Source organism: Thermus kawarayensis JCM 12314 (genome assembly GCF_055393575.1).
Genome location: NZ_AP043756.1, coordinates 658,311 through 678,335, shown reverse-complemented (window position 1 = coordinate 678,335; position 20,025 = coordinate 658,311). Strand labels below are relative to the sequence as shown.

Annotated in this window: 19 protein-coding genes and 1 pseudogene; 9 read left to right on the top strand and 11 right to left on the bottom strand. The window is 68.3% G+C overall.

Annotation, left to right across the window (positions count from 1 at the left end; genetic code table 11):
* Window positions 1-8: 8 nt before the first annotated feature.
* The 4 genes from ACZ5RK_RS04040 to truB are packed head-to-tail and all read right to left on the bottom strand — an operon-like array spanning window position 9 to window position 3,959.
* Window positions 9-1,574 (bottom strand): DAK2 domain-containing protein, encoded by a 1,566-nt coding sequence (locus tag ACZ5RK_RS04040; protein ID WP_464909765.1) that lies wholly within the window; start codon window positions 1,572-1,574, stop codon window positions 9-11.
* Window positions 1,567-1,908, bottom strand: a complete 342-nt coding sequence (locus ACZ5RK_RS04035; RefSeq protein ID WP_464909764.1) for an Asp23/Gls24 family envelope stress response protein — start codon at window positions 1,906-1,908, stop codon at window positions 1,567-1,569. The genes ACZ5RK_RS04040 and ACZ5RK_RS04035 overlap by 8 nt, the downstream gene beginning before the upstream one ends.
* 1 nt (window position 1,909) lies before the next feature.
* Window positions 1,910-3,019, bottom strand: a complete 1,110-nt coding sequence (ald, locus tag ACZ5RK_RS04030) for an alanine dehydrogenase (RefSeq protein ID WP_464909763.1) — start codon at window positions 3,017-3,019, stop codon at window positions 1,910-1,912.
* Between the two features lies 1 nt (window position 3,020).
* Window positions 3,021-3,959 (bottom strand): tRNA pseudouridine(55) synthase TruB, encoded by a 939-nt coding sequence (gene truB, locus ACZ5RK_RS04025; RefSeq protein ID WP_464909762.1) that lies wholly within the window; start codon window positions 3,957-3,959, stop codon window positions 3,021-3,023.
* Between the two features lie 35 nt (window positions 3,960-3,994).
* On the opposite strand from truB, the gene ACZ5RK_RS04020 reads away from it, so the two are divergent.
* The 6 genes from ACZ5RK_RS04020 to ACZ5RK_RS03995 all read left to right on the top strand — a co-directional run bounded on the left by ACZ5RK_RS04020 (window position 3,995) and on the right by ACZ5RK_RS03995 (window position 8,647).
* Window positions 3,995-4,783 (top strand): enoyl-CoA hydratase/isomerase family protein, encoded by a 789-nt coding sequence (locus tag ACZ5RK_RS04020; protein ID WP_464909761.1) that lies wholly within the window; start codon window positions 3,995-3,997, stop codon window positions 4,781-4,783.
* Window positions 4,780-5,475, top strand: a complete 696-nt coding sequence (locus ACZ5RK_RS04015; RefSeq protein ID WP_464909760.1) for a pseudouridine synthase — start codon at window positions 4,780-4,782, stop codon at window positions 5,473-5,475. Before ACZ5RK_RS04020 ends, ACZ5RK_RS04015 begins: the two co-directional genes overlap by 4 nt.
* Window position 5,476: 1 nt before the next feature.
* Window positions 5,477-6,022 (top strand): hypoxanthine phosphoribosyltransferase, encoded by a 546-nt coding sequence (gene hpt, locus ACZ5RK_RS04010; protein WP_464909759.1) that lies wholly within the window; start codon window positions 5,477-5,479, stop codon window positions 6,020-6,022.
* A complete protein-coding gene (locus ACZ5RK_RS04005; RefSeq protein ID WP_464909758.1) occupies window positions 6,019-6,687 on the top strand; it encodes a queuosine precursor transporter in 669 nt (222 codons plus the stop codon). The genes hpt and ACZ5RK_RS04005 overlap by 4 nt, the downstream gene beginning before the upstream one ends.
* Before the next feature lie 60 nt (window positions 6,688-6,747).
* Window positions 6,748-7,974 (top strand): adenylosuccinate synthase, encoded by a 1,227-nt coding sequence (locus ACZ5RK_RS04000; RefSeq protein WP_464909757.1) that lies wholly within the window; start codon window positions 6,748-6,750, stop codon window positions 7,972-7,974.
* A 109-nt stretch (window positions 7,975-8,083) separates the two neighbouring features.
* Complete coding sequence (locus tag ACZ5RK_RS03995; RefSeq protein ID WP_464909756.1) at window positions 8,084-8,647, top strand: Uma2 family endonuclease; 564 nt, start codon at window positions 8,084-8,086, stop codon at window positions 8,645-8,647.
* On the opposite strand, the gene trpD is transcribed toward ACZ5RK_RS03995, so the two are convergent.
* From trpD to ACZ5RK_RS03965, 6 genes are all read right to left on the bottom strand, one after another.
* On the bottom strand, window positions 8,637-9,626 hold the full coding sequence (gene trpD / locus ACZ5RK_RS03990) for an anthranilate phosphoribosyltransferase (protein ID WP_464909755.1): 990 nt from the start codon (window positions 9,624-9,626) through the stop codon (window positions 8,637-8,639). The genes ACZ5RK_RS03995 and trpD overlap by 11 nt on opposite strands.
* Window positions 9,614-10,195, bottom strand: a complete 582-nt coding sequence (locus ACZ5RK_RS03985; RefSeq protein WP_464909754.1) for an anthranilate synthase component II — start codon at window positions 10,193-10,195, stop codon at window positions 9,614-9,616. Before ACZ5RK_RS03985 ends, trpD begins: the two co-directional genes overlap by 13 nt.
* Window positions 10,196-10,230: 35 nt before the next feature.
* Window positions 10,231-11,619 (bottom strand): anthranilate synthase component I, encoded by a 1,389-nt coding sequence (trpE, locus tag ACZ5RK_RS03980; protein WP_464909753.1) that lies wholly within the window; start codon window positions 11,617-11,619, stop codon window positions 10,231-10,233.
* A 141-nt stretch (window positions 11,620-11,760) separates the two neighbouring features.
* Window positions 11,761-13,311: an L-glutamate gamma-semialdehyde dehydrogenase gene (pruA, locus tag ACZ5RK_RS03975; RefSeq protein ID WP_464909752.1), complete on the bottom strand. Its 1,551-nt coding sequence runs from the start codon at window positions 13,309-13,311 to the stop codon at window positions 11,761-11,763.
* 9 nt (window positions 13,312-13,320) lie between these two features.
* Window positions 13,321-14,244, bottom strand: coding sequence for a proline dehydrogenase (locus ACZ5RK_RS03970; RefSeq protein WP_464909751.1), 924 nt, complete (start codon window positions 14,242-14,244; stop codon window positions 13,321-13,323).
* Entirely contained in the window at window positions 14,241-14,900 is a 660-nt protein-coding gene (locus ACZ5RK_RS03965; protein ID WP_464909750.1) for a GntR family transcriptional regulator, read from the bottom strand. Before ACZ5RK_RS03965 ends, ACZ5RK_RS03970 begins: the two co-directional genes overlap by 4 nt.
* Window positions 14,901-15,122: 222 nt before the next feature.
* On the opposite strand from ACZ5RK_RS03965, the gene ACZ5RK_RS03960 reads away from it, so the two are divergent.
* Together ACZ5RK_RS03960 and ACZ5RK_RS03955 are read left to right on the top strand one after the other, a co-directional pair.
* On the top strand, window positions 15,123-16,310 hold the full coding sequence (locus tag ACZ5RK_RS03960; RefSeq protein ID WP_464909749.1) for a glycine C-acetyltransferase: 1,188 nt from the start codon (window positions 15,123-15,125) through the stop codon (window positions 16,308-16,310).
* A pseudogene (locus ACZ5RK_RS03955) lies at window positions 16,311-17,606 on the top strand (TaqI-like C-terminal specificity domain-containing protein); the annotation flags it as partial. It lies immediately after the preceding gene.
* On the opposite strand, the gene ACZ5RK_RS03950 reads toward ACZ5RK_RS03955, so the two are convergent.
* Window positions 17,565-17,951, bottom strand: a complete 387-nt coding sequence (locus ACZ5RK_RS03950) for a hypothetical protein (RefSeq protein WP_054647087.1) — start codon at window positions 17,949-17,951, stop codon at window positions 17,565-17,567. The pseudogene ACZ5RK_RS03955 and the gene ACZ5RK_RS03950 sit on opposite strands and share 42 nt — an antisense overlap.
* Window positions 17,952-18,092: 141 nt before the next feature.
* On the opposite strand from ACZ5RK_RS03950, the gene ACZ5RK_RS03945 reads away from it, so the two are divergent.
* A complete protein-coding gene (locus ACZ5RK_RS03945; protein WP_464909748.1) occupies window positions 18,093-20,024 on the top strand; it encodes a DNA topoisomerase subunit B in 1,932 nt (643 codons plus the stop codon).
* Window position 20,025 lies beyond the last annotated feature (1 nt).

Sequence of the window (20,025 nt, the reverse complement as noted above, 5' to 3'; positions counted from 1 at the left end):
TTCTTTAGCTATTCTAGCACGCCCAAATAGGCGTAGAGGTCGGGGCCGCCGTGGAGGATTTCCACCACCAGCTCGGGGAAGTTCTCCGCCACCCTTTGCGCCTTCTCCGGGGGCGTGTTGGGCCCCAGGAAGAGGGTGAGGACCTCTTTCCCCTCCTTGGCCAGGCGGATGAGGCCCTCTAGGACCTCTTCCGGGGTCTCCCCCACCAGGACGAGCCTCCCGTCCAGAAGGCCGATGGGCTTATCCTTCAGGACTTTTAAGCCATCCACCTCGGCGTCGCGGCTGGCCCAGGTGACCTCCAGGGTCACCGCCCCCTTCATGGCCTCCTCCATCTCGGGAAGGAGCTCCTCGGGAAGGGCCTCCGGGGTGTAGCGCACCGCCGCCGCCAGGCCCTGGCCCAGGGTGCGGCTTTGGAGCACGAAGACCTCCTTTCCCTCCTCCTTGGCCAAGGCCGCCGCCCGCTCCGCCGCCAGGAAGACGTTGGGGTTGTTGGGCAGGAGGACCACCTTGGGGCTGGGCACGCTCCTGATGGCGGAAAGCAGGTCCTCCACGCTGGGGTTTTGCGTCTTTTCCCCGGCCACCACCCGGGCCCCCAGGCTCCGGAACGCCCGGGCCACCCCGTGCCCCAGGGCCACCGCCACCAGGCCCGTGGGGGGCGGGGCCTCCTCCAGAAGGCCCGCCATGGCCAGGATCTCCGTGTGCTGCTCGGTCATGTCCTCCACCTTGGTGCGGACCATGCGCCCGAAGCGGGCCACGGCGGAAAGGAGGCCATCGGGATCGTCCGTGTGGATGTGCCCCTTCACATACCCCTCGGCCCCCACCACCAGAAGGGAATCCCCAAAGGGGGCCACGGCCTCCCGGATTCGCTCTATGGGCACCTCCACCCCCTCCATGAGGAACTCGGTGCAGTAGCCGAACTCCTCCGTGGCGAAGGCGGTCTGGGCATAGCGCTCCACCTTGGGGGGCTCGGGCAGGGGAAGCCTCAGGGCGTAGCCCCGTAGGCCCTCCAGAAACCGCAGGTACCCCGCCCCGCCGGCGTCCACCACCCCCGCTTGCTTGAGGACGGGCAGAAGCTCGGGGGTCCTCTCCAGGGCCTTGCGGGCGGCCTCGAGGGCACTTTCCAGAGCTGCTTCCAGGGTTTCCCCCTTGGCCCCCTCCCCGGCCGCCCGGGCCACGGTGAGGATGGTCCCCTCCACGGGGCGCATCACCGCCCGGTAACCCGTCTCCGCCCCGCGGCGCAGGGCCTCGGCCAGGGTTTGGGCGTCCAGGGCCTCCTTTTCCCGGATGGCCTCGCTGAAGCCCCTGAGAATCTGGGAGAGGATGACCCCGCTGTTCCCCCGGGCCCCGAGGAGGCTCCCGTAGGCGATGGCCCGGGCCACCTCGGGCATCCGGGAGGTGTCGGCGAGGTCCAGCTCGCGCCTTGCGGACTGGAGGGTGAGGTGCATGTTGGTGCCCGTGTCCCCGTCGGGCACGGGATAGACGTTCAGGGCGTTGAGCTCCTCCACGTAGACCGCAAACCAGTCCGTGGCGTAGCGGAAAGCCTCCGCCAAGGCCTCGGGCCCCCAGCTAGCCACGCCCCACCCCCACCACGTGGACCCGCACCTGGGAAAGCTCCACGCCGGCGAGCCTCTGGGCGGCGAACCCCACCCGCTCCGCCAGGGACTCCACCACCGTGGGGATGCGGACCCCCGGGGCCACCACCACGTAAAAGTCCGCCTGGTACTTCCCCGGGGCCTGGGGGTCCGGGCGGACCACGACCCCCTCGCTGGCCTCCTGCCGCCCCAGGATCCGCACCACCTGGTCTTTGAGGCCCGCTGGGGCCATCCCCACCACCCCGGGAACCTCGTGGGCGGCCAGGGCCAGGAGGGAGGCCAAAGCGCCCTCGGTAAGGGTGATCCGGCCTTGCATCCTACCTCCTTAGGGCCTCCTCCGGAGGCGTGTAGGGCAGGCCGAAGGCCTCGGCCACCCCGGGGTGGGTAAGGAGGCCCTTGTGGGTGTTCAGCCCCTTGCGCAAGGGCTCGTCCTCCAGAAGGGCCTCTAGGCCCTTCTCCGCCAGCTTGAGCACGTAGGGCAGGGTCTGGTTGGTGAGGGCGAAGGTGCTGGTCCTGGGCACCGCTCCTGGCATGTTGGCCACCCCGTAGTGGACCACTCCTTCCACCACGTAGGTGGGTTCGGCGTGGGTGGTGGGGCGGATGGTCTCCACGCACCCCCCCTGGTCCACGGCCACGTCCACGATCACCGAGCCCTCCTTCATCAAGGGGAGCATCTCCCGGGTGACCAGCTTGGGGGCCTTGGCCCCGGGCACGAGCACCGCCCCGATGAGAAGGTCGGCGTGCTGGATGCTCTTCTTGATGTTGGCCTCCGTGGCGGTGAGGGTCACCACCCGCCCGCCGAAGACATCGTCCAGGTACTGGAGCCGCCTGTGGTTCACGTCCAGGATGGTCACCTGGGCCCCCATCCCCAGGGCGATCTTGGCGGCATTGGTGCCCACGGTCCCGCCCCCCAGGATGACCACGCTGGCCGGGGCCACCCCCGGCACCCCGCCCAGGAGGACCCCCCGGCCCCCATGGGGTTTCTCCAGGAACTGGGCCCCCACCTGGGGGGCCATGCGCCCCGCCACCTCGCTCATGGGGACCAGAAGGGGCAAGGAGCTGTCTTGAAGCTGGACCGTCTCGTAGGCGATGCCCGTGACCCCGCTCCGCAGCATGGCCTCGGTGAGGGTGCGGTCGGCGGCCAGGTGGAGGTAGGTGAAGAGGACGAGCCCTTCCCGCAGGAAGGGATACTCCTCGGGCAGGGGCTCCTTCACCTTCACCACCATCTCCGCCCCCCAGGCCTCCTCCCGGCTCACCAGGAGGGCTCCCGCCCTCTCGTACTCGGCGTCGGTGAGGCCCGAGCCTAGCCCCGCCCCCCGCTCCACCAAGACGGTGTGCCCCCGCCTTACCAGGCTTTCCGCCCCTCCGGGGGTAAGGGCCACGCGGTTCTCCAGGGTCTTGATCTCCTTGGGTACGCCGATCACCATGCTAAACCTCCTTCACAAAGACGCGCCTGATCTTGAGCTTGAAGCCGTCCCCCTCGGCGATGGCCAGAAGCCGCCTGCGGGAGTCTACCAGGGTCACGTAGCCCAAGGCGGGGATGGGCAGGGGAATGCCTTCCAGGACCCGCCGCGCCTCGGTGTGGGAAAGCTCCACCACGGGAAAGGGAAGGGCGTCCACCTCGGGGATGGCCTTGTCGGGGGCGAGCTCCTCAAGCCCCACCGCCCGCTCCAGGCCGATTTTGCCGATGCGGGTGCGCACCAGGCCGGAGAGAAAGGCCTTGGTCTTAAGCTTCTCCCCCAGGTCCCGGGCGAAGGCCCGCACGTAGGTGCCGGGCCCCACCACGAGCCGCACCACGGCGGTGGGGTAAGGCCCCAGGGGCTTGGGGAGCTCCACCTTCCGCCCCCCCTTCTCGGCCAAACGCCACCCCTTGGCCGAGGGGGCCAGGGGATGGGGAATGGGCTCGAGGTCCAGGGCCAGAAGCTCTACCTCCAGGTACCTCACCGGCCTCGGCCCAAGCTCCAAGGGTTTTCCCTCCCGGGCGGCCTCGTAGGCCCGCTTCCCCCCCACCTTGATGGCCGAGTACAGGGGGGGCACCTGCTCCTTGAGCTGGAGGAAGGAGGCCAGGGCCATTTCCAACTCCCGGCGGTCAAAGCGCACCGGGGCCTCCTCGCTGATGGGCCCCTCGGCGTCCAGGGTGGGGGTGGTGGCCCCGAAGGAGACCCAGGCGATGTACTCCTTGTCCTCCCCGGAGAAGAAGGGGACCAGCTTGGTGGTCTCCTCGGAAACCAAAAGGAGAAGCCCGGTGGCCAAGGGATCCAGGGTGCCCGTGTGCCCCACCCGGCGGGTGGAGAGGCGCTTCCTCGCTTCCTCCACCACATCGTGCGAGGTGAGGTGGAGGGGCTTGTCCACCGCAAAGAGGGCCATGCCTAAGGGATTGTATCACCCCCTAGAATGGAAGGGTGGACCTGGAAGGGCGGTATCCCAGCCTAGGCTTCGCCTGGCCCCGGCCTGGGGTGCTGGAGGTCACCCTGGGGGGCGAAACGCTGAACGCCCTGGGGCCCGCCGCCCACCGGGAGCTGGCCCGGGTGTGGCGGGACCTGGAAGAGGTGGAAGGCCTGCGGGTCGTCCTCCTCCGGGGGAAGGGTGGGGTCTTCTCCGCCGGGGGCTCCTTCGGCCTCATAGAGGAGATGCGCTCCTCCCGCGAGGCCCTTCTCCGGGTCTTCCGGGAGGCGCGCGACCTGGTGCTCGGGCCCCTCAACTTCCCGAGGCCCGTGGTGGCCGCCGTGGAAGGGGTGGCCGTGGGAGCGGGGCTCGCCTTGGCCCTGGCCGCCGACGTGGTGGTGGCGGGGAGGAAGGCGAGGCTTCTGGACGGCCACCTGCGCCTGGGGGTGGCGGCGGGGGACCACGCCGTTTTGCTCTGGCCCCTCCTCGTGGGCATGGCCAAGGCCAAGTACCACCTTCTCCTGAACGAGCCCCTTTCGGGGGAGGAGGCGGAGCGCCTGGGCCTCGTGGCCCTGGCGGTGGAGGACGAGAAGGTCTACGAGAAGGCCCTCGAGGTGGCCGAGAGGCTGGCCCAAGGCCCCAAGGAGGCCTTAAGCCACACCAAGCACGCCCTCAACCACTGGTACCGGAGTTTCCTGCCCCACTTTGAGCTCTCCTTGGCCCTGGAGTTTCTGGGCTTCTCCGGGAAGGAGCTGGAAGAAGGCCTAAGGGCCCTAAAGGAAAAGCGCCCGCCCCAGTTTCCATGAAGGTACTCCGCCTGCAAGCCTTTCTCGCCCGGGCCGGGGTGGCGAGCCGCCGCAAGGCGGAGAAACTCATCCGGCTGGGACTCGTGCGGGTAAACGGGGAGGTGGCCTCCCTGGGGCAGAAGGTGGGGCGGGAGGACGTGGTGGAGGTGGAGGGGCGGAGGATCCCCTGGCCCGAGGAGCGGGTGGTCCTCGCCCTCCACAAGCCCAGGGGCTACACCACCACCCGCTCCGACCCCCACGCCCAAAGGACGGTCTTTGAGCTCCTCCCGGAGATCCCCGGCCTCCACCCCGTGGGCCGCCTGGACCGGGACTCGGAGGGGCTTCTCCTCTTCACCAACGATGGCGAGCTTACCCTCCGCCTCACCCACCCCCGGTACGGGGTGCGGAAGGTCTACCGGGTCTGGACGGAAAAGGGCACCCTTCCCCCGGAGGTCTGCCGGAGGCTCGTAAGGGGCGTGGAGCTGGAGGACGGGCCGGCGCGGGCCCTGGCCTGCCGCCCGGCCCCCGGAGGGGCGGTGCTCATCCTGGCGGAGGGGAGGAAGCGGGAGGTGCGGCGGATGCTTAAGGCGGTGGGCTACCCGGTGCGGCGCCTCCTCAGGCTCCAGGTGGGCCCCATCCGCCTGGGAAACCTCCCCCCGGGGAAGTGGCGGAGGCTTTCCGAGGAGGAGGTGCGGGCCCTTTTGGACGGGTAGAATGAAGGGCATGTTCACCGCGGGGAACGGACCCGTGCAGATCAGCGCCGAGGCCATTCAAAAACGGGTGGGGGAACTGGGAAGGGAGATCGCCCGGGACTACCGGGGGAAGACCCCCCACCTCATCTGCGTCCTGAACGGGGCCTTCATCTTCATGGCCGACCTGGTGCGGGCCATCCCTTTGCCCCTCACCCTGGACTTCATCGCCATCAGCTCCTACGGGAACGCCTTCAAGACGAGCGGGGAGGTGGAGCTTCTGAAGGACCTCCGCCTTCCCATCCACGGCCGGGACGTGATCGTGGTGGAGGACATCGTGGACACGGGCCTCACCCTCTCCTACCTCCTGGACTACCTCGAGGCCCGGAAGCCCGCCTCCGTCCGCGTGGCCGCTCTCCTCTCCAAGCCCAGCCGCCGCCAGGTGGAGGTCCCCATCCACTACCTGGGCTTTGAGATTGAGGACGCCTACGTCTACGGCTACGGTCTGGACCGGGCCCAGTTTGACCGCAACCTGCCCTTCATCACCTCCATCCGTCCGGAGGAAGAATGAGGTACCTGGACTTCCTCACCGCCCTCTTCGCCACGGTGCTCTTGGTTTCCAACGTGGCCTCCACCAAACTCGTGGTCCTCGGGCCCTTCACCTTTGACGGGGGCACCCTCCTCTTCCCCCTGGCCTACATCTTCGGGGACGTCCTCACCGAGGTCTACGGCTACCGGAGGAGCCGAAGGGTCATCTGGATCGGCTTCCTCGCCCTCCTCCTCGCCACCCTCACCTTCCAGGCCGTGGCCCACCTCCCCACCCCGCCCGAGGAGGAAAGCCGGCGCTTTGGCGAGGCCTTCGGCCTCCTCCTGGGCCTCACCCCGAGGATCGTCCTGGGAAGCCTCCTCGCCTACTTCCTCGGGGAGTTCGCCAACGCCTACGTCCTGGCCAAGCTCAAGGTGCGCACGGAAGGGCGCTTCTTCTGGCTCAGGGCCCTTAGCTCCACCCTGGTGGGGCAGGGGCTGGACACGGGGGTCTTCCTCCTGGTGGCCTTCTACGGGGTCTTCCCCGGCGAGGTCCTCCTCGCCGTCTTCCTTTCCAACTACGTCTTCAAGGTGGGGGTGGAGGCGGCCATGCTCCCCCTCACCTACGCCGTGGTGGGCTTCCTCAAGCGGGCCGAGGGCCTGGACGTCTACGACCGGGACACGGACTTCAACCCCTTCCGCCTGGCATGAACCCCAGGGACGAGGTTCGGCCATGGCCCTTTGGGAGGAAGAAGCGTAAGCTTTAAGGGAATGCCGGGGATCGCCATCATCGGAGCGCAGTGGGGGGACGAGGGCAAGGGCAAGGTGGTGGACGTCCTGGCCCGGGAGGCCGACTACGTGGTCCGCTACCAGGGCGGGGCCAACGCCGGGCACACCGTGGTGGCCGAGGGGAAGGTCTTCAAGCTCAACCTCCTCCCCTCCGGGGTCATCCACCCCCACGCGGTGAATGTGCTGGGAGACGGGATGGTCATTGACCCCTTCCGCTTCCAGGAGGAGGTGGAAAACCTGCGGAAGGAGGGGTTCCATCCCAAGGTCCTGGTCTCGGAGAGGGCCCACCTGGTCCTCCCTCACCACAAGCACGTGGAAAGCCGCCACAACTTCGTGGGCACCACGGGCCGGGGCATTGGCCCCGCCTACTCCGACCGGGCGAGAAGGGTGGGGATCCGGGCCGGGGACCTCCTGGACGGGGAGGTGCTGAGGGAGAGGGTGCGCCGCCTCCTCCTGGAAAAGCCCAACTCCACCCGGGAGGCGGGCTGGGACACGGAGGAGAAGGCCCTGGCCGACCTGCACCGCATGCGGGAGATCCTAAGCCCCTACGTGGCCGACACCGGGGCCATCCTCCGGGAGGCCTGGCGCAAGGGGAAGCGCCTCCTCTTTGAAGGGGCCCAGGCCACCCTCCTGGACCTGAACTACGGCACCTACCCCTACGTCACCAGCTCCCACCCCACGGTGGGGGGAATCCTGGTGGGGACGGGTCTTTCCCACAAGGCCATCACCAAGGTCTACGGGGTGGCCAAGGCCTACGCCACCAGGGTGGGGGAGGGCCCCTTCCCCACAGAGCTCCGGGGGGAACTCGCCCACCACCTACGGGAAAAGGGGGGCGAGTACGGCACCACCACGGGAAGGCCCCGCAGGGTGGGCTGGCTGGACCTGGTGGCCCTAAAGTACGCCTGCGAGGTGAACGGCTTTGACGGCCTCATCCTCACCAAGCTGGACGTGCTCTCCGGGCTGGAAAGGGTGAGGGTGGCCGTGGAGTACCTGGATGGGGCCCGGCCCGGGGAGGCGCGCCCCGAGGCGGTGCGCTACCTGGAGCTTCCAGGCTGGGGCGACCTCTCCCACGTGAAGCGCCGGGAGGACCTCCCCCAAAGCCTCCTCCGCTACCTGGAGCTCGTGGAGGAGCACACCGGGGTCCCCGTGGTCCTCTTCTCCACCAGCCCCAGGCGGGAGGACACCTTCGGGGCGGTGAGCTGGGTGTAAGGCACCCCATGCTGGCTTGGGCCAGCGTGGAGGCCCCGGTAAAAGGTCCCTAGGCAGGCTTTCCAAGAAGGGTGTGGGCGCCGAAGGCGCGCCCTCGTATACTGGAGCCATGCCCCGGAGCGCCCCCTTGCGCCGGGCCACCTTTGAAGAGTTTCTGGCCTTGGAGGCCACCTCCTCCGAACGCCATGAGTTCGTGGAGGGGCTGGTCTTCGCCATGGCCGGGGGAACGGACATCCACAACCGCCTGGTGGCCCGCCTGCTCCTCAAGCTTCTTCCCAAGGCCGAGGAAAGGGGATGCGAGGCCTTCGCCGAAGGCATGCTCCTCAAGGTGGGAGAGGCCGCCTACTATCCCGATCTTTTCGTCACCTGCGAGGAATCCCTGGACGGGGCTCACTTCAAGGAGACCGCTTGCCTGGTGGTGGAGGTCCTCTCCCCGGGCACGGAGGCCATAGACCGCGGGGAAAAGCTCCTTCGCTACCGGGAGCTTCCCGGCCTCCAGGCCTACGTGCTCGTGGCCCAGGAGGCCAGGCGGTTGGAGATCTACCGCCGCCTGCCCGACGGAAGCTGGCGCTATGAGGTGGTGGAGAAGGGACAGGTGGAGCTCCCCTGCGTGGGAGCGGTCCTGGACCTGGACGAGCTCTACCGCGGACTTCCCCTGGGACCTAGGCCCTGAGGAAGGCCACGTAGCGCTCCAGGAGGAGGTAGGCCTCCCCGGAGGCCAGGACTTCCCAGGCCAGGGCCACCCCCTCCTTTAGGGAGGGGGTCTTGCCCGCGGCGTAGAACCCGGCCCCCGCGGCCAGGGCCACGGCCTCGGCCAGGGGGCCTTTCTCCTCCCCCTTGAGGAGGCGCCTCGCCGCTTCCGCGTTCTCCTTGGGGCCTCCCCCCCTCAGGGCCTCGAGGGGGGCCCTCTTTAGGCCCACCTCCTCCGGGGTGAGGGCGTAGGCCCCCTTCCCCACCTCCACCACCCGGTTCTCCCCCAGCACGAGCTCGTCCGCCCCCTCCCCGTGGACCACGAGGCCCCTCGCCCCAAGCCTTTCCAGGGCCTCGGCCATGGGGGAAAGCCACTCCGGGCTAAAGACCCCGAGGACGTAGCGGTCCGCCCCCGCGGGGTTCGTGAGGGGCCCAAGGAGGTTGAAGACGGTGCGGACGCCAAGCTCCGCCCGCACGGGGGCCACGTGGCGCATGGCGGGGTGGAAGAGGCGGGCGAAGAGGAAGCCGAAGCCCAGCTCCTCTATGGCCTCCCCCACCCTTTCGGGAGGGGCCTCGAGGTCCACCCCCAGGGCCTCCAGGAGGTCCGCCGAACCCGCCTTGGAGCTCGCCGCCCGGTTCCCGTGCTTGGCCACGGCCACGCCCCCCGCCGCCGCCACCAGCGCCCCCAGGGTGGAGAGGTTCAAGAGGCCCCTCCCGTCCCCCCCGGTGCCCACCAGGTCCAGAAGGGGCCTCCGGCCCACCCTTAGGGGCCTTGCCGCCTCCCGCATGGCCCGCGCCATGGCGGCGATCTCGTGGGGCCTCTCCCCCCGCGCCGCCATGGCGGCGAGGAGCCCCGCCGCCCTCACCGGGGAGACCTCCCCCGCCATCAGGGCCCGCATGACCTCGTGGGCCTCCTCCTCCCCCAAAACCTCGCCCATAATGGCCTTCTTCACCGCGTCCATGGGTCCTCCAAAAAGTTCTTGAGGATGAGTTTACCCGCCTCCGTGAGGTAGCTTTCCGGGTGGAACTGCACCCCGTGGGTGGGGTAGTCCCGGTGGCGGAAGCCCATCACCGTCCGCCCCCCCGCCTCCTCCACCCAGGCGTTCACCACCAGGGCCTCCGGCACCGCCTCCACCACCAGGGAGTGGTAGCGGGTGGCGGGGAAGGGGCTTGGCAGGCCCCGGAAAAGGCCGGTGCCGTCGTGGTAAATCTCGCTCACCTTGCCGTGCATGACCACGGGCGCGGGGACCACCTTCCCCCCGAAGACCGCCCCGATGGCCTGGTGGCCCAGGCAGACCCCCAGGATGGGGTAACGGGGGGCGTAGCGCTGGACCAGGGGCATGGAAAGCCCCGCCTCAAAGGGGGTGCAGGGCCCAGGGCTTATGAGGATCCGGTCCGGGTCCAGGGCCTCCACCTCCTCCAGCCGGAAGCGGTCGTTCCGCCAGACCACGGGGCTTGCCCCAAGCTCCCCCAGGTACTGCACCAGGTTGTAGGTGAAGCTGTCGTAGTTGTCCACCACCAAGACCTTCATGGCTCCCCTTCCTCCTCGGCCGGAGTTTCCCGGGGTCAAAGCCCCGCCTCCGCCACCTCCACCGCCTTAAGAAGCGCCCGCGCCTTGTTCAGGCACTCCTGGTACTCCCTTTCCGGCACCGAGTCCGCCACGATCCCCGCCCCCGCCTGGATGTGCATCCGTCCCTTGGCGATGACGAAGGTGCGCAAGGTGAGGGCCATGTCCATGGCCCCGTCGTAGGCCAGGTAGCCGAAGCTTCCCCCGTAGGGCCCCCGGCGGTGGGGCTCCAGCTCCTCAATGATCTCCATGGCCCTAATCTTGGGAGCTCCCGAGACCGTCCCCATGGGGAGGACGCTGGCCAGGGCGTCCAAAGGGGTCTTCCCCTCGGCCAAAAGGCCCTCCACCGTGGAGACCAGGTGCATCACGTGGGAGTAGTACTCCACGTGCATGGGCTCCAAGACCCGCACCGTGCCGAAGGCGGAAACCCGGCCGATGTCGTTGCGGGAAAGGTCCAGAAGCATCAGGTGCTCCGCCCGCTCCTTTTCGTCCCTTAGAAGCTCCTCGGCAAGCCTCCTGTCCTCCTCCTCGTCCTTCCCCCTGGGCCGCGTGCCCGCGATGGGCCGGGTGACCACCCTCTTCCCGTCCGAGCGCAGGAGGCTTTCCGGGCTCGCCGAGACCAGCACCACCTCCCCCAGGTCCAGGTAGCCCATGTAGGGGCTAGGGTTCACGCTCCTCAGGGCCCGGTAGAGGGCGAAGGGGTGGACGGTGAGGGGGGAGGAGAGCCTTAAGGAGAGGACCACCTGGAAGATGTCCCCGGCCCGGATGTAGTCCAGGGCCCTCTCCACCGCCTTCAGGTACGCCTCCCGGGATAGGTCCTGCTGGAAGCGGGCCCTTCCCCCCGCCCTTTCCCCCGGCACCCCGGGCAAGGGGCCTTTAAGCCGCCCCTCGGCCCAGGCCAGGCGGGCCTCGGCCTCCTCGAGGCCGCTTCCCGGGGCCACCAGGTGGAGGAGGCTCTTGGCGTGGTCAAAAACCGCTACCACCTCGGGCTCCACGAAGAGGAGGTCGGGCAGGCCCAGGTCATCGGGCCTGAGGGCGGGGAGGCGCTCGTAATACCGGATGAGGTCGTAGGCGGCGTAGCCCACCACCCCCCCGAAGAAGGGGGGGAGGTCGGGGTGGCGCTCCAGAGGGGCGAAGACCCTCTGGTAGAGGGCGCGCAGGGGGTCTTGGGCCTCTATGGGCTCCCCGTTCACCGTGAAGACCCCGTCCTTCAGGCGGAAGGTGCGCCTCGCCCCCACCCCCACGATGGAGAAGCGGCTCTGCCGGCCCCGCTCCACCGACTCCAGGAGGAAGCTCACCGGGGCCTTTTCCGCAAGCTTCAGGTAGGCGGTCACCGGGGTTTCCAGGTCCGCCAGGAGGGTTTTGCGAAAGGGTCTGATGGTCTCCATGCCGCCCCCTAAAGAACCCCCCGGGGCGTGCACCCCGGGGGAAAGGCCGCCTCCCTCCCGGGGCCTAGCCGGGCCACCAGAGGAGGGAGGCAAGGCGCATGCCTTCAGGATAGCCCAAAAGGCGCTCCCGGTCTACAGGCCTTAAAAGCGCTCGGCCACGGTCTTCATCTGCAGGAAGTGGAGGAGGTAGTCGGGACCGCCCGCCTTGGTGTCCGTGCCGGAGAGGTTGAAGCCGCCAAAGGGCTGCACCCCCACCAGGGCCCCGGTGATCTTGCGGTTGAAGTAGAGGTTGCCCACGTGGAACTCCCGCCTCGCCCGCTCCAGGTGCTCCCGCTTCCTGGAGTAGACCCCGCCCGTGAGGCCGTAGACGGTGTCGTTGGCCACCTCCAGCCCCTCGGCGAAGTCCTTCACCCGGATCACGGAAAGCACCGGGCCGAAGATCTCCTCCTGGGCGATCCGGGCCTTGGGGGGTACCTCGGTGAAGACGGTGGGGGCCAGGAAGTAGCCCTCCCCCTCCAGGCGCTTCCCCCCGAGGACCAGCTGCCCCTCCCCCTTGCCGATCTCAATGTAGGAGAGGATCTTCTCCTCCTGGGCCTTGGAGGCCACGGGGCCCAGGTCGGGGTTCTCCTCGGCCGGCCCCACCACGAGCCTCTCCGCCCCCTTGAGAACCCTCTCCATCAGGGGCTCAAAGGCCTTCTCGGTGACGATGAGGCGGCTGGCCGCCGAGCACTTCTGCCCCTGGAAGCCGTAGGCGGAGATGAGGATGCCCTCGGTGGCCGCCTCCAGATCGGCGGTCTCGTCCACCAGGATGGCGTCCTTGCCCCCGAGCTCCAAGAAGACCCGCTTGAGCCACCGCTGCCCCGGGGCCAGCCGGGAGGCCGCCTGGTGGATCCAGAGGCCCACCTCGAGGCTCCCCGTGAAGTTGATGAACCGGGTCCTGGGGTGCTCCACCAGGTAGGCCCCCACCACCCTCCCCTCCCCGGGCAGGAGGTTCACCACCCCCGGGGGGAAGCCCGCTTCGTGGAAGATCTCAAAGACCTTGGCGGCGATGACCACCGTGTCCTCGGCGGGCTTGGCCACCACGGTGTTCCCCACCACCACCGGCCCGGCGATCATGCCGGTAAAGATGGCGATGGGGAAGTTCCAGGGGGCGATGACCACCCCGGCCCCCAAGGGGATGTAGAAGCTCTCGTTGTCCTCGCCGGGGTAGGGCACCACCTCCACCGAGGGGTACTTGTACTTGAGGGCCTGGCGGGCGTAGTACTCCAGGAAGTCAATGGCCTCGGCCACCTCGGCGCTGGCCTCCACCCAGTTCTTGCCGATCTCGTAGACCAAGGTGGCCTCCAGCTCCCGCCGCCTCCTCTTCATGAGGGCGGCGGCCTTGAGGAGGAGGCGGCTTCGGTCCTCCTGGGGCCAGTCCTTCCAGGTCTTAAAGGCCTTCCAGGCGGCCTCGAGGGCGGCCTCGGCCTCTTCCTTTCCCGCCTTGGCCACGCTGCCCACCACTTGGCTAGGGGCCGAGGGGTTCAGGGAGAGAATCCTCTCCCGGGTGTCCACCCACTCGCCGCCCAAGTACAGGGGCCAGTGGCGGCCAAACTCGTCCCGGACGCGCCTCAAGGCCTCCCTCATCTCCCGTCTGGCCCCCTCGTCCTTAAAGGTCTCCACCGGCTGGTTGCGGAAAGGCTCTACCGTCATAGGCTCCTCCTAGCCTCCCAAGAGGCTTCTCAGCACCAAAAGGAGGTTCTCGGGACGCTCGGCGATGCGGCGGGTGAGGTAGGGGTACCAGTGGGAACCGTAGGGCACGTAGGCCCGCACCACATACCCCTCCCGCGCGAGCCTCCTCTGCTCCTCGGGGCGCACCCCGTAGAGGAACTGGAACTCAAACCGCTCCTTGGGAATCCCCATGGCCTCGGTGTAGCGCCGGACCTCGGCGAGGATCCGGGGGTCGTGGGTGGCGAAGGCCACGTAGAGCCCCTCCCTAAGGGCGAGCTTCCCCAGGTGCAGGTACTCGGCGTCCACGAGGCGCTTGTCCTGGAAGGCCACCTCCTTGGGCTCCCGGTAGGCCCCCTTGACCAGGCGGAGGTTGGGCCTATAGGGAAGGAGGTCCAAGAGGTCCTTCTCCGTGCGGTAGAGGTAGCTTTGCAGGACGATCCCCACCTGGGAAAAGCCTTCCTCCCTGAGGGCTTTGTAGACCCGCAAGGTGGCCTCCACCCGGGGGGAGTCCTCCATGTCTATGCGCACGAAGACCCCCCGGGGCTCGGCCTCCCGCAGGACCTCCCGCAGGAGGGAAAGGGCCAAGGCCTCAGAGAGGTCCAGGCCGAGCTGGCTGAGCTTCAAGGAGACATACTTGGGCCAGGCCCTCTCCGACAAAGCCCAGACGAGTTCCAAAATGCCCCGCTGGAAGGCCCGGGCCTCGGCCTCGCTCGCCACCATCTCCCCCAGAAGGTCCAAGATGGCGTGCACGCCCTCCCCCTCCAGGGCCTCCGCCGCCTTCAGCGCCTCCTCCAGGGTCTCCCCCGCCACGTACCGCCGCACCAGGCCCCGGGCCCGGCCCTTGATGAGGCGCTCCACCTGGGGGTTCCCCGCTACCTTCAGGACAAAGGACCGGTAGGCCAGGTCTAGGTTCATACCCCTCCTTTCAGCCGCCCCACCACCAGATCGCGGAAGCGGTAGACGTGGGCCTCCACCGCCCGCCTCGCCCCCTCGGGGTCTCTGCGGGAGAGGGCCTCGAGGATCGCCCGGTGCTCCCGCCTCGTGGCCTCGTCCTGGGAGAGGGTGGGGAGGGCGCTCCGGGCCAGGGCCAGGGTGGCCAGGAGGTCCTCGTAGAGGCGGTAAAGGGTCCGGTTCCCGGAAAGCCGCACCAACGCCCGGTGAAACTCCAGGTCGCGGCGCATCTGCTCCGGGTAGTCCTCCCTGGGGGCCTCGTCTATGGCCCGGAGCATCCGGGAAAGCTCGGCGAGCTCCCAGGGGGTGACCCTAAGGGCCGCCTCCCGCGCCGCCTCCCCCTCCAGAAGGGCCCGCACCCCGTAGACCTCCTCCACCTCCTCCGGGGTGAAGGCCTTGACCCTGGCCCCCTTGCCGGGGACAAGCTCCACCAGGCCCTCCTCGGCGAGGCGCATCAGGGCCTCCCGCACGGGGGTGCGGGAAACCCCCAGGTCCTGGGCCAAAAGGGGCTCGGAGAGCCTTTCCCCGGGGGCGAAGCGCCCAGAGAGGAGGAGGTCCCTCAGGTGGCGGTAGACCGCCTCGCGCACCTGGTTGGGCCGGCGGAAGCCCAGGGTCTGCATCCTGTATACAGGATAGACCACCCGGCCGCGTGGGACAAGCCCCATCACCGGACCCCCAAAAGCCGCTTCAGCCCCCCGCCCAGCCGCTTCTTGGGCCTGCAGGTCGGACCTCATGGAACCGCTACCACCCCTTCCTTAGGGTAGCCCGCGCCGGTCAGAAGATGGTGAAGGGGTGGACGAGCACCCCTGGACAACCGAGGGCACGAGGGGTTAGATAGGGCCATGAGCCTGGACCTGCGCACGCGGGTGCGAAACGAGCTGGAAAGGCTGAAGCGCGAGGGGCTTTACATCTCTCCCAAGGTCCTCGAGGCCCCCCAGGAGCCCGTGACCCGGGTGGAGGGGCGGGAGGTGGTGAACCTGGCCTCCAACAACTACCTGGGCTTCGCCAACCACCCCTACCTCAAGGAGAAGGCCCGCCGGTACCTGGAAAAGTGGGGGGCGGGAAGCGGGGCCGTGCGCACCATCGCCGGCACCTTCACCTACCACCTGGAGCTGGAAGAGGCCCTGGCCCGCTTCAAGGGCACGGAGAGCGCCCTGGTCCTCCAGTCCGGCTTCACCGCCAACCAGGGGGTGCTGGGGGCCCTCCTCAAGGAGGGCGACCTGGTCTTTTCCGACGAGCTGAACCACGCCAGCATCATCGACGGCCTCCGCCTCACCAAGGCCACCCGGCTGGTCTTTCGCCACGCCGACGTGGAGCACCTGGAGGAGCTCCTGAAGGCCCACGACACCAAGGGCCTCAAGCTCATCGTCACCGACGGGGTCTTCTCCATGGACGGGGACATCGCCCCCTTGGACCGGATCGTCCCCCTGGCCAAGAAGTACGGGGCGGTGGTCTACGTGGACGACGCCCACGGGAGCGGGGTCCTGGGGGAAAAGGGAAAGGGAACGGTCCACCACTTCGGCTTCCACCAGGACCCCGACGTGATCCAGGTGGCCACCCTCTCCAAGGCCTGGGCGGTGATCGGGGGCTACGCCGCAGGGGCCCTGGAGCTTAAGGACCTCCTCATCAACCAGGCCAGGCCTTTCCTCTTCTCCACCAGCCACCCCCCGGCGGTGGTGGGGGCGCTTCTTGGAGCCTTGGAACTCATAGAAAAGGAGCCCGAGCGGGTGGAAAAGCTCTGGGAGAACACCCGCTACTTCAAGGGAGAACTCGCCCGCCTGGGCTACGACACCCTGGGAAGCCAGACCCCCATCACCCCAGTCCTCTTCGGGGAGGCCCCCGTGGCCTTTGAGGCGAGCCGCCTGCTTTTGGAGGAGGGGGTCTTCGCCGTGGGCATCGGCTTTCCCACGGTGCCCCGGGGCAAGGCGAGGATCCGCAACATCGTCACCGCCGCCCACACGAAGGAGATGCTGGACAAGGCCCTCGAGGCCTACGAGAAGGTGGGGCGGAGGCTCGGTATAATCCGCTAAATGCTCTTCCCTCCCCCACTGCCCCCCCACCCCTCTGGGCGGAGCCTGGGCCGGGTGGAAACGCCCCCCGAGGTGGTGCGCTTCATGGTGAGGCTAGCCGAGGCCCCTAAAGGGGGGAGGGTCTTGGAGCCAGCCTGCGCCCATGGGCCCTTCCTCCGGGCCTTCCGGGAGGTCCACGGGACGGACTACCGCTTCTTCGGGGTGGAGATAGACCCCGCCGCCCTGGACCTTCCCCCGTGGGCGATGGGGGAGGTGGCGGACTTCCTCCTGAACGCAGGCCCGGAGGGCCTGGCCTGGGAGCCTGGGGAAGCCTTTGACCTGATCCTGGGAAACCCGCCTTACGGCATCGTGGGGGAGAAGGGCAAGTACCCCATCCACGTCCTCAAGGAGGTCAAGGGGCTTTACAAACGGGACCTCTCCACCTGGAAGGGCAAGTACAACCTCTACGGGGCCTTCGTGGAGAGGTCCGTGCGCCTCTTGAGGGAAGGCGGGCTCCTGGTCTTCGTGGTCCCGGCCACGTGGCTCGTTCTGGACGACTTCTCCCTCCTCAGGCGGTTTCTGGCCGAAAGGGGGAGGACGGAGGTGTACTACCTGGGGGAGGTCTTCCCCGGGAGAAAGGTGAGCGCCGTGGTCCTCCGGTTCCGGAAGGATGGGAGGGGCCTCGCCCTCTGGGACACGAAGCGGGAGGGAGAGGAGTTCGTTCCCGCACTCTGGGAAGAGTACCCCGACTGGCGAGGGGAGATGGTTCGTTTCGAAACCGAGGAAACCCGAAGGCTGGAGGCCTCCGGAACACCCCTCGGTGAGCTCTTCCACATCCGCTTCGCCGCCAGGAGCCCGGAGTTCAAGAAGCACCCCGCCGTCCGAAAGGAACCGAAACCCGGCCTCGTGCCCGTCCTCACGGGAAGGAACCTGAAGCCGGGGTGGATAGACTACGAGAAGAACCACTCCGGCCTCTGGATGCCCAGGGAGAGGGCCAGAGAGCTTCGGGAGTTCTACGGGGTGCCCCACCTGGTGGTGGCTCACACCAAGGGGACCAGGGTGGTGGCCGCCTGGGACGAACGGGCCTACCCGTGGAGGGAGGAGTTCCACCTCCTGCCCAGGGAGGGCACGGGGCTGAACCCCCTATCCCTGGTGGAGTGGTTAAACTCCCAAGAGGTGCAGGAGTACGTCAGGACCCTCTACAGGGACTTCGTGCCCCACCTGACGCTGAGGATGCTGGAGCGCATACCGGTGGAGGAGTGGCCCAAGAAGCCCTTACCGCCCCGTGAAGTACACCCGCGCCACCAGGCCCACGGCGAAGAGAAGCCCCAAGGCCACGAAGACCTCCGGGCGCTTCGGCGGGTCCTTCAGGCTCCGGTAAAACCACCCCCCGGCCTCGAGGCCCCCCAGGTAGTGGAGCCCCGCCGCCAGGAGGAGGCCATAGAGGAGGTGGAGGCCGTCCTTGGGGCGAAGGCCTAGGAAGAGGAGAAGAAAGCCCAACACCACCTGGAGGATGGCCACCCAGGCCGCCCCCCGGAGGAGGGCGTAGAAACGGGAGGGCAGGGGGCGGAGGAAGCCCCAAAGGCCCACGAAGGCCAAGGCGGGCACCGCCGCAAGAAGCAGGGTCCCCAAAAGGGCGTGGAGGAGGACCAAGGCCGCCATGAGGGCAGGATACCGGGGAAAGGCCGGGCCGGGAAGCGGGGCTACCTTGATATCCATCCATCCAACCTCCCGGCGCAAAGGGCCACGAGCCCCCTTTCCCATGGCGAAAACTGCCCCCAGAACTTGTGGTATACTTAGGGGGTGAGCTACGACGCTTCCGCCATTAAGGTGCTCAAGGGCCTGGAGGGGGTGCGCCACCGCCCGGCCATGTACATCGGCGGCACGGGGGTGGAAGGCTACCACCACCTCTTCAAGGAGATCCTGGACAACGCCGTGGACGAGGCCCTGGCGGGCTACGCCACGGAGATCACCACCACCCTGAACCCCGACGGCTCCCTCACCGTGGAGGACAACGGCCGGGGCATCCCCGTGGACCTCATGCCCGAGGAGGGGAAGCCCGCCGTGGAGGTCATCTACACCACCTTGCACTCGGGGGGCAAGTTTGAGAGCGGGGCCTACAAGGTCTCCGGAGGGCTCCACGGGGTGGGGGCCAGCGTGGTGAACGCCCTCTCCGAGTGGACGGTGGTGGAGGTCTTCCGCGAGGGAAAGCATCACCGGGTCGCCTTCAGCCGGGGGGAGACCACGGAAGCCCTCCAAGTGGTGGGCCAAGCCCCCAGGGGGAAGACCGGCACCCGGGTCACCTTCAAGCCCGACCCGGAGATCTTCGGGAACCTCGCCTTTGACCCCAGCAAGATCCGGGCCCGCCTCAGGGAGGTGAGCTACCTGGTGGCGGGCCTCAAGCTGGTCTTCAAGGACCTGGCCCACGGCAAAGTGGCTTCGCCGTCGGGCGAGCCCCGGGTGGAGGTCTTCCAGGACCGGGGGGGCGTGGCCTCCTTCGCCAAGGCCCTGGCGGAAGGGGAGGAGCCCCTTTACGAGAAGCCCTTCCTCATCCGCGGGCAAGAGGGGGAGGTGGAGGTGGAGGTGGGCCTCCTCCACACCAAGGGGTACACCGCCGAGATCCTCACCTATGCCAACATGATCCCCACCCGGGACGGGGGCACCCACCTCACCGCCTTCAAGGCCGCCTACAGCCGGGCCCTGAACCAGTACGCCAAGAAGGCCGGCCTCAACAAGGAAAAGGGTCCCCAGCCCACGGGGGACGATCTCCTGGAAGGGCTTTACGCCGTAGTCTCGGTGAAGCTCCCGAAGCCCCAGTTTGAGGGGCAGACCAAGGGGAAGCTCCTAAACCCCGAGGCGGGGACCGCCGTGAGCCAGGTGGTCTACGAGAAACTTTTGGAGATCCTGGAGGAGAACCCCCGCATCGCCAAGACCGTGTACGAGAAGGCCCTGAGGGCTGCCCAGGCCCGGGAGGCGGCGAGGAAGGCCAGGGAGCTTGTCCGCCGGCAAAACCCCTTGGAGTCCGACGACCTTCCGGGTAAGCTCGCCGACTGCCAGACGGAAAACCCCGAGGAGGCGGAGCTTTTCATCGTGGAGGGGGACTCGGCGGGGGGAAGCGCCAAGCAGGGCCGGGACCGCCGCTTCCAGGCCATCCTGCCCCTGAGGGGCAAGATCCTGAACGTGGAAAAGGCGGGGCTTTCCAAGGCCCTGAAGAACGCCGAGGTGCGGGCCATGGTGGCGGCCATCGGGGCGGGGATCGGCGGGGACGGGGAGGCCCACTTTGACCTCGAGGGCCTCCGCTACCACAAGATCATCATCATGACCGACGCCGACGTGGACGGGAGCCACATCCGCACCCTCCTCCTCACCTTCTTCTACCGCTACATGCGCCCCCTCATAGAGCACGGCTACGTCTACATCGCCCAGCCCCCCCTCTACCGCCTGCAGGTGGGCAAGAAGGTGGAGTACCTCTACTCCGACGAGGCGCTCCAGGACCGCCTCAAGGAGCTGGAGGGGAAAAGCTACGAGGTCCAGCGCTTCAAGGGCCTGGGGGAGATGAACCCCGAGCAGCTTTGGGAGACCACCATGAACCCCGAAAAGCGGGTGCTCAAGCGGGTGGAGCTCCAGGACGCCCTCGAGGCCAGCGAGCTCTTTGAAAAGCTCATGGGCCAGGAGGTAGCCCCCAGGCGGGAGTTCATTGAGGAACACGCCCGCTACGCCGAGCTGGACATCTAAT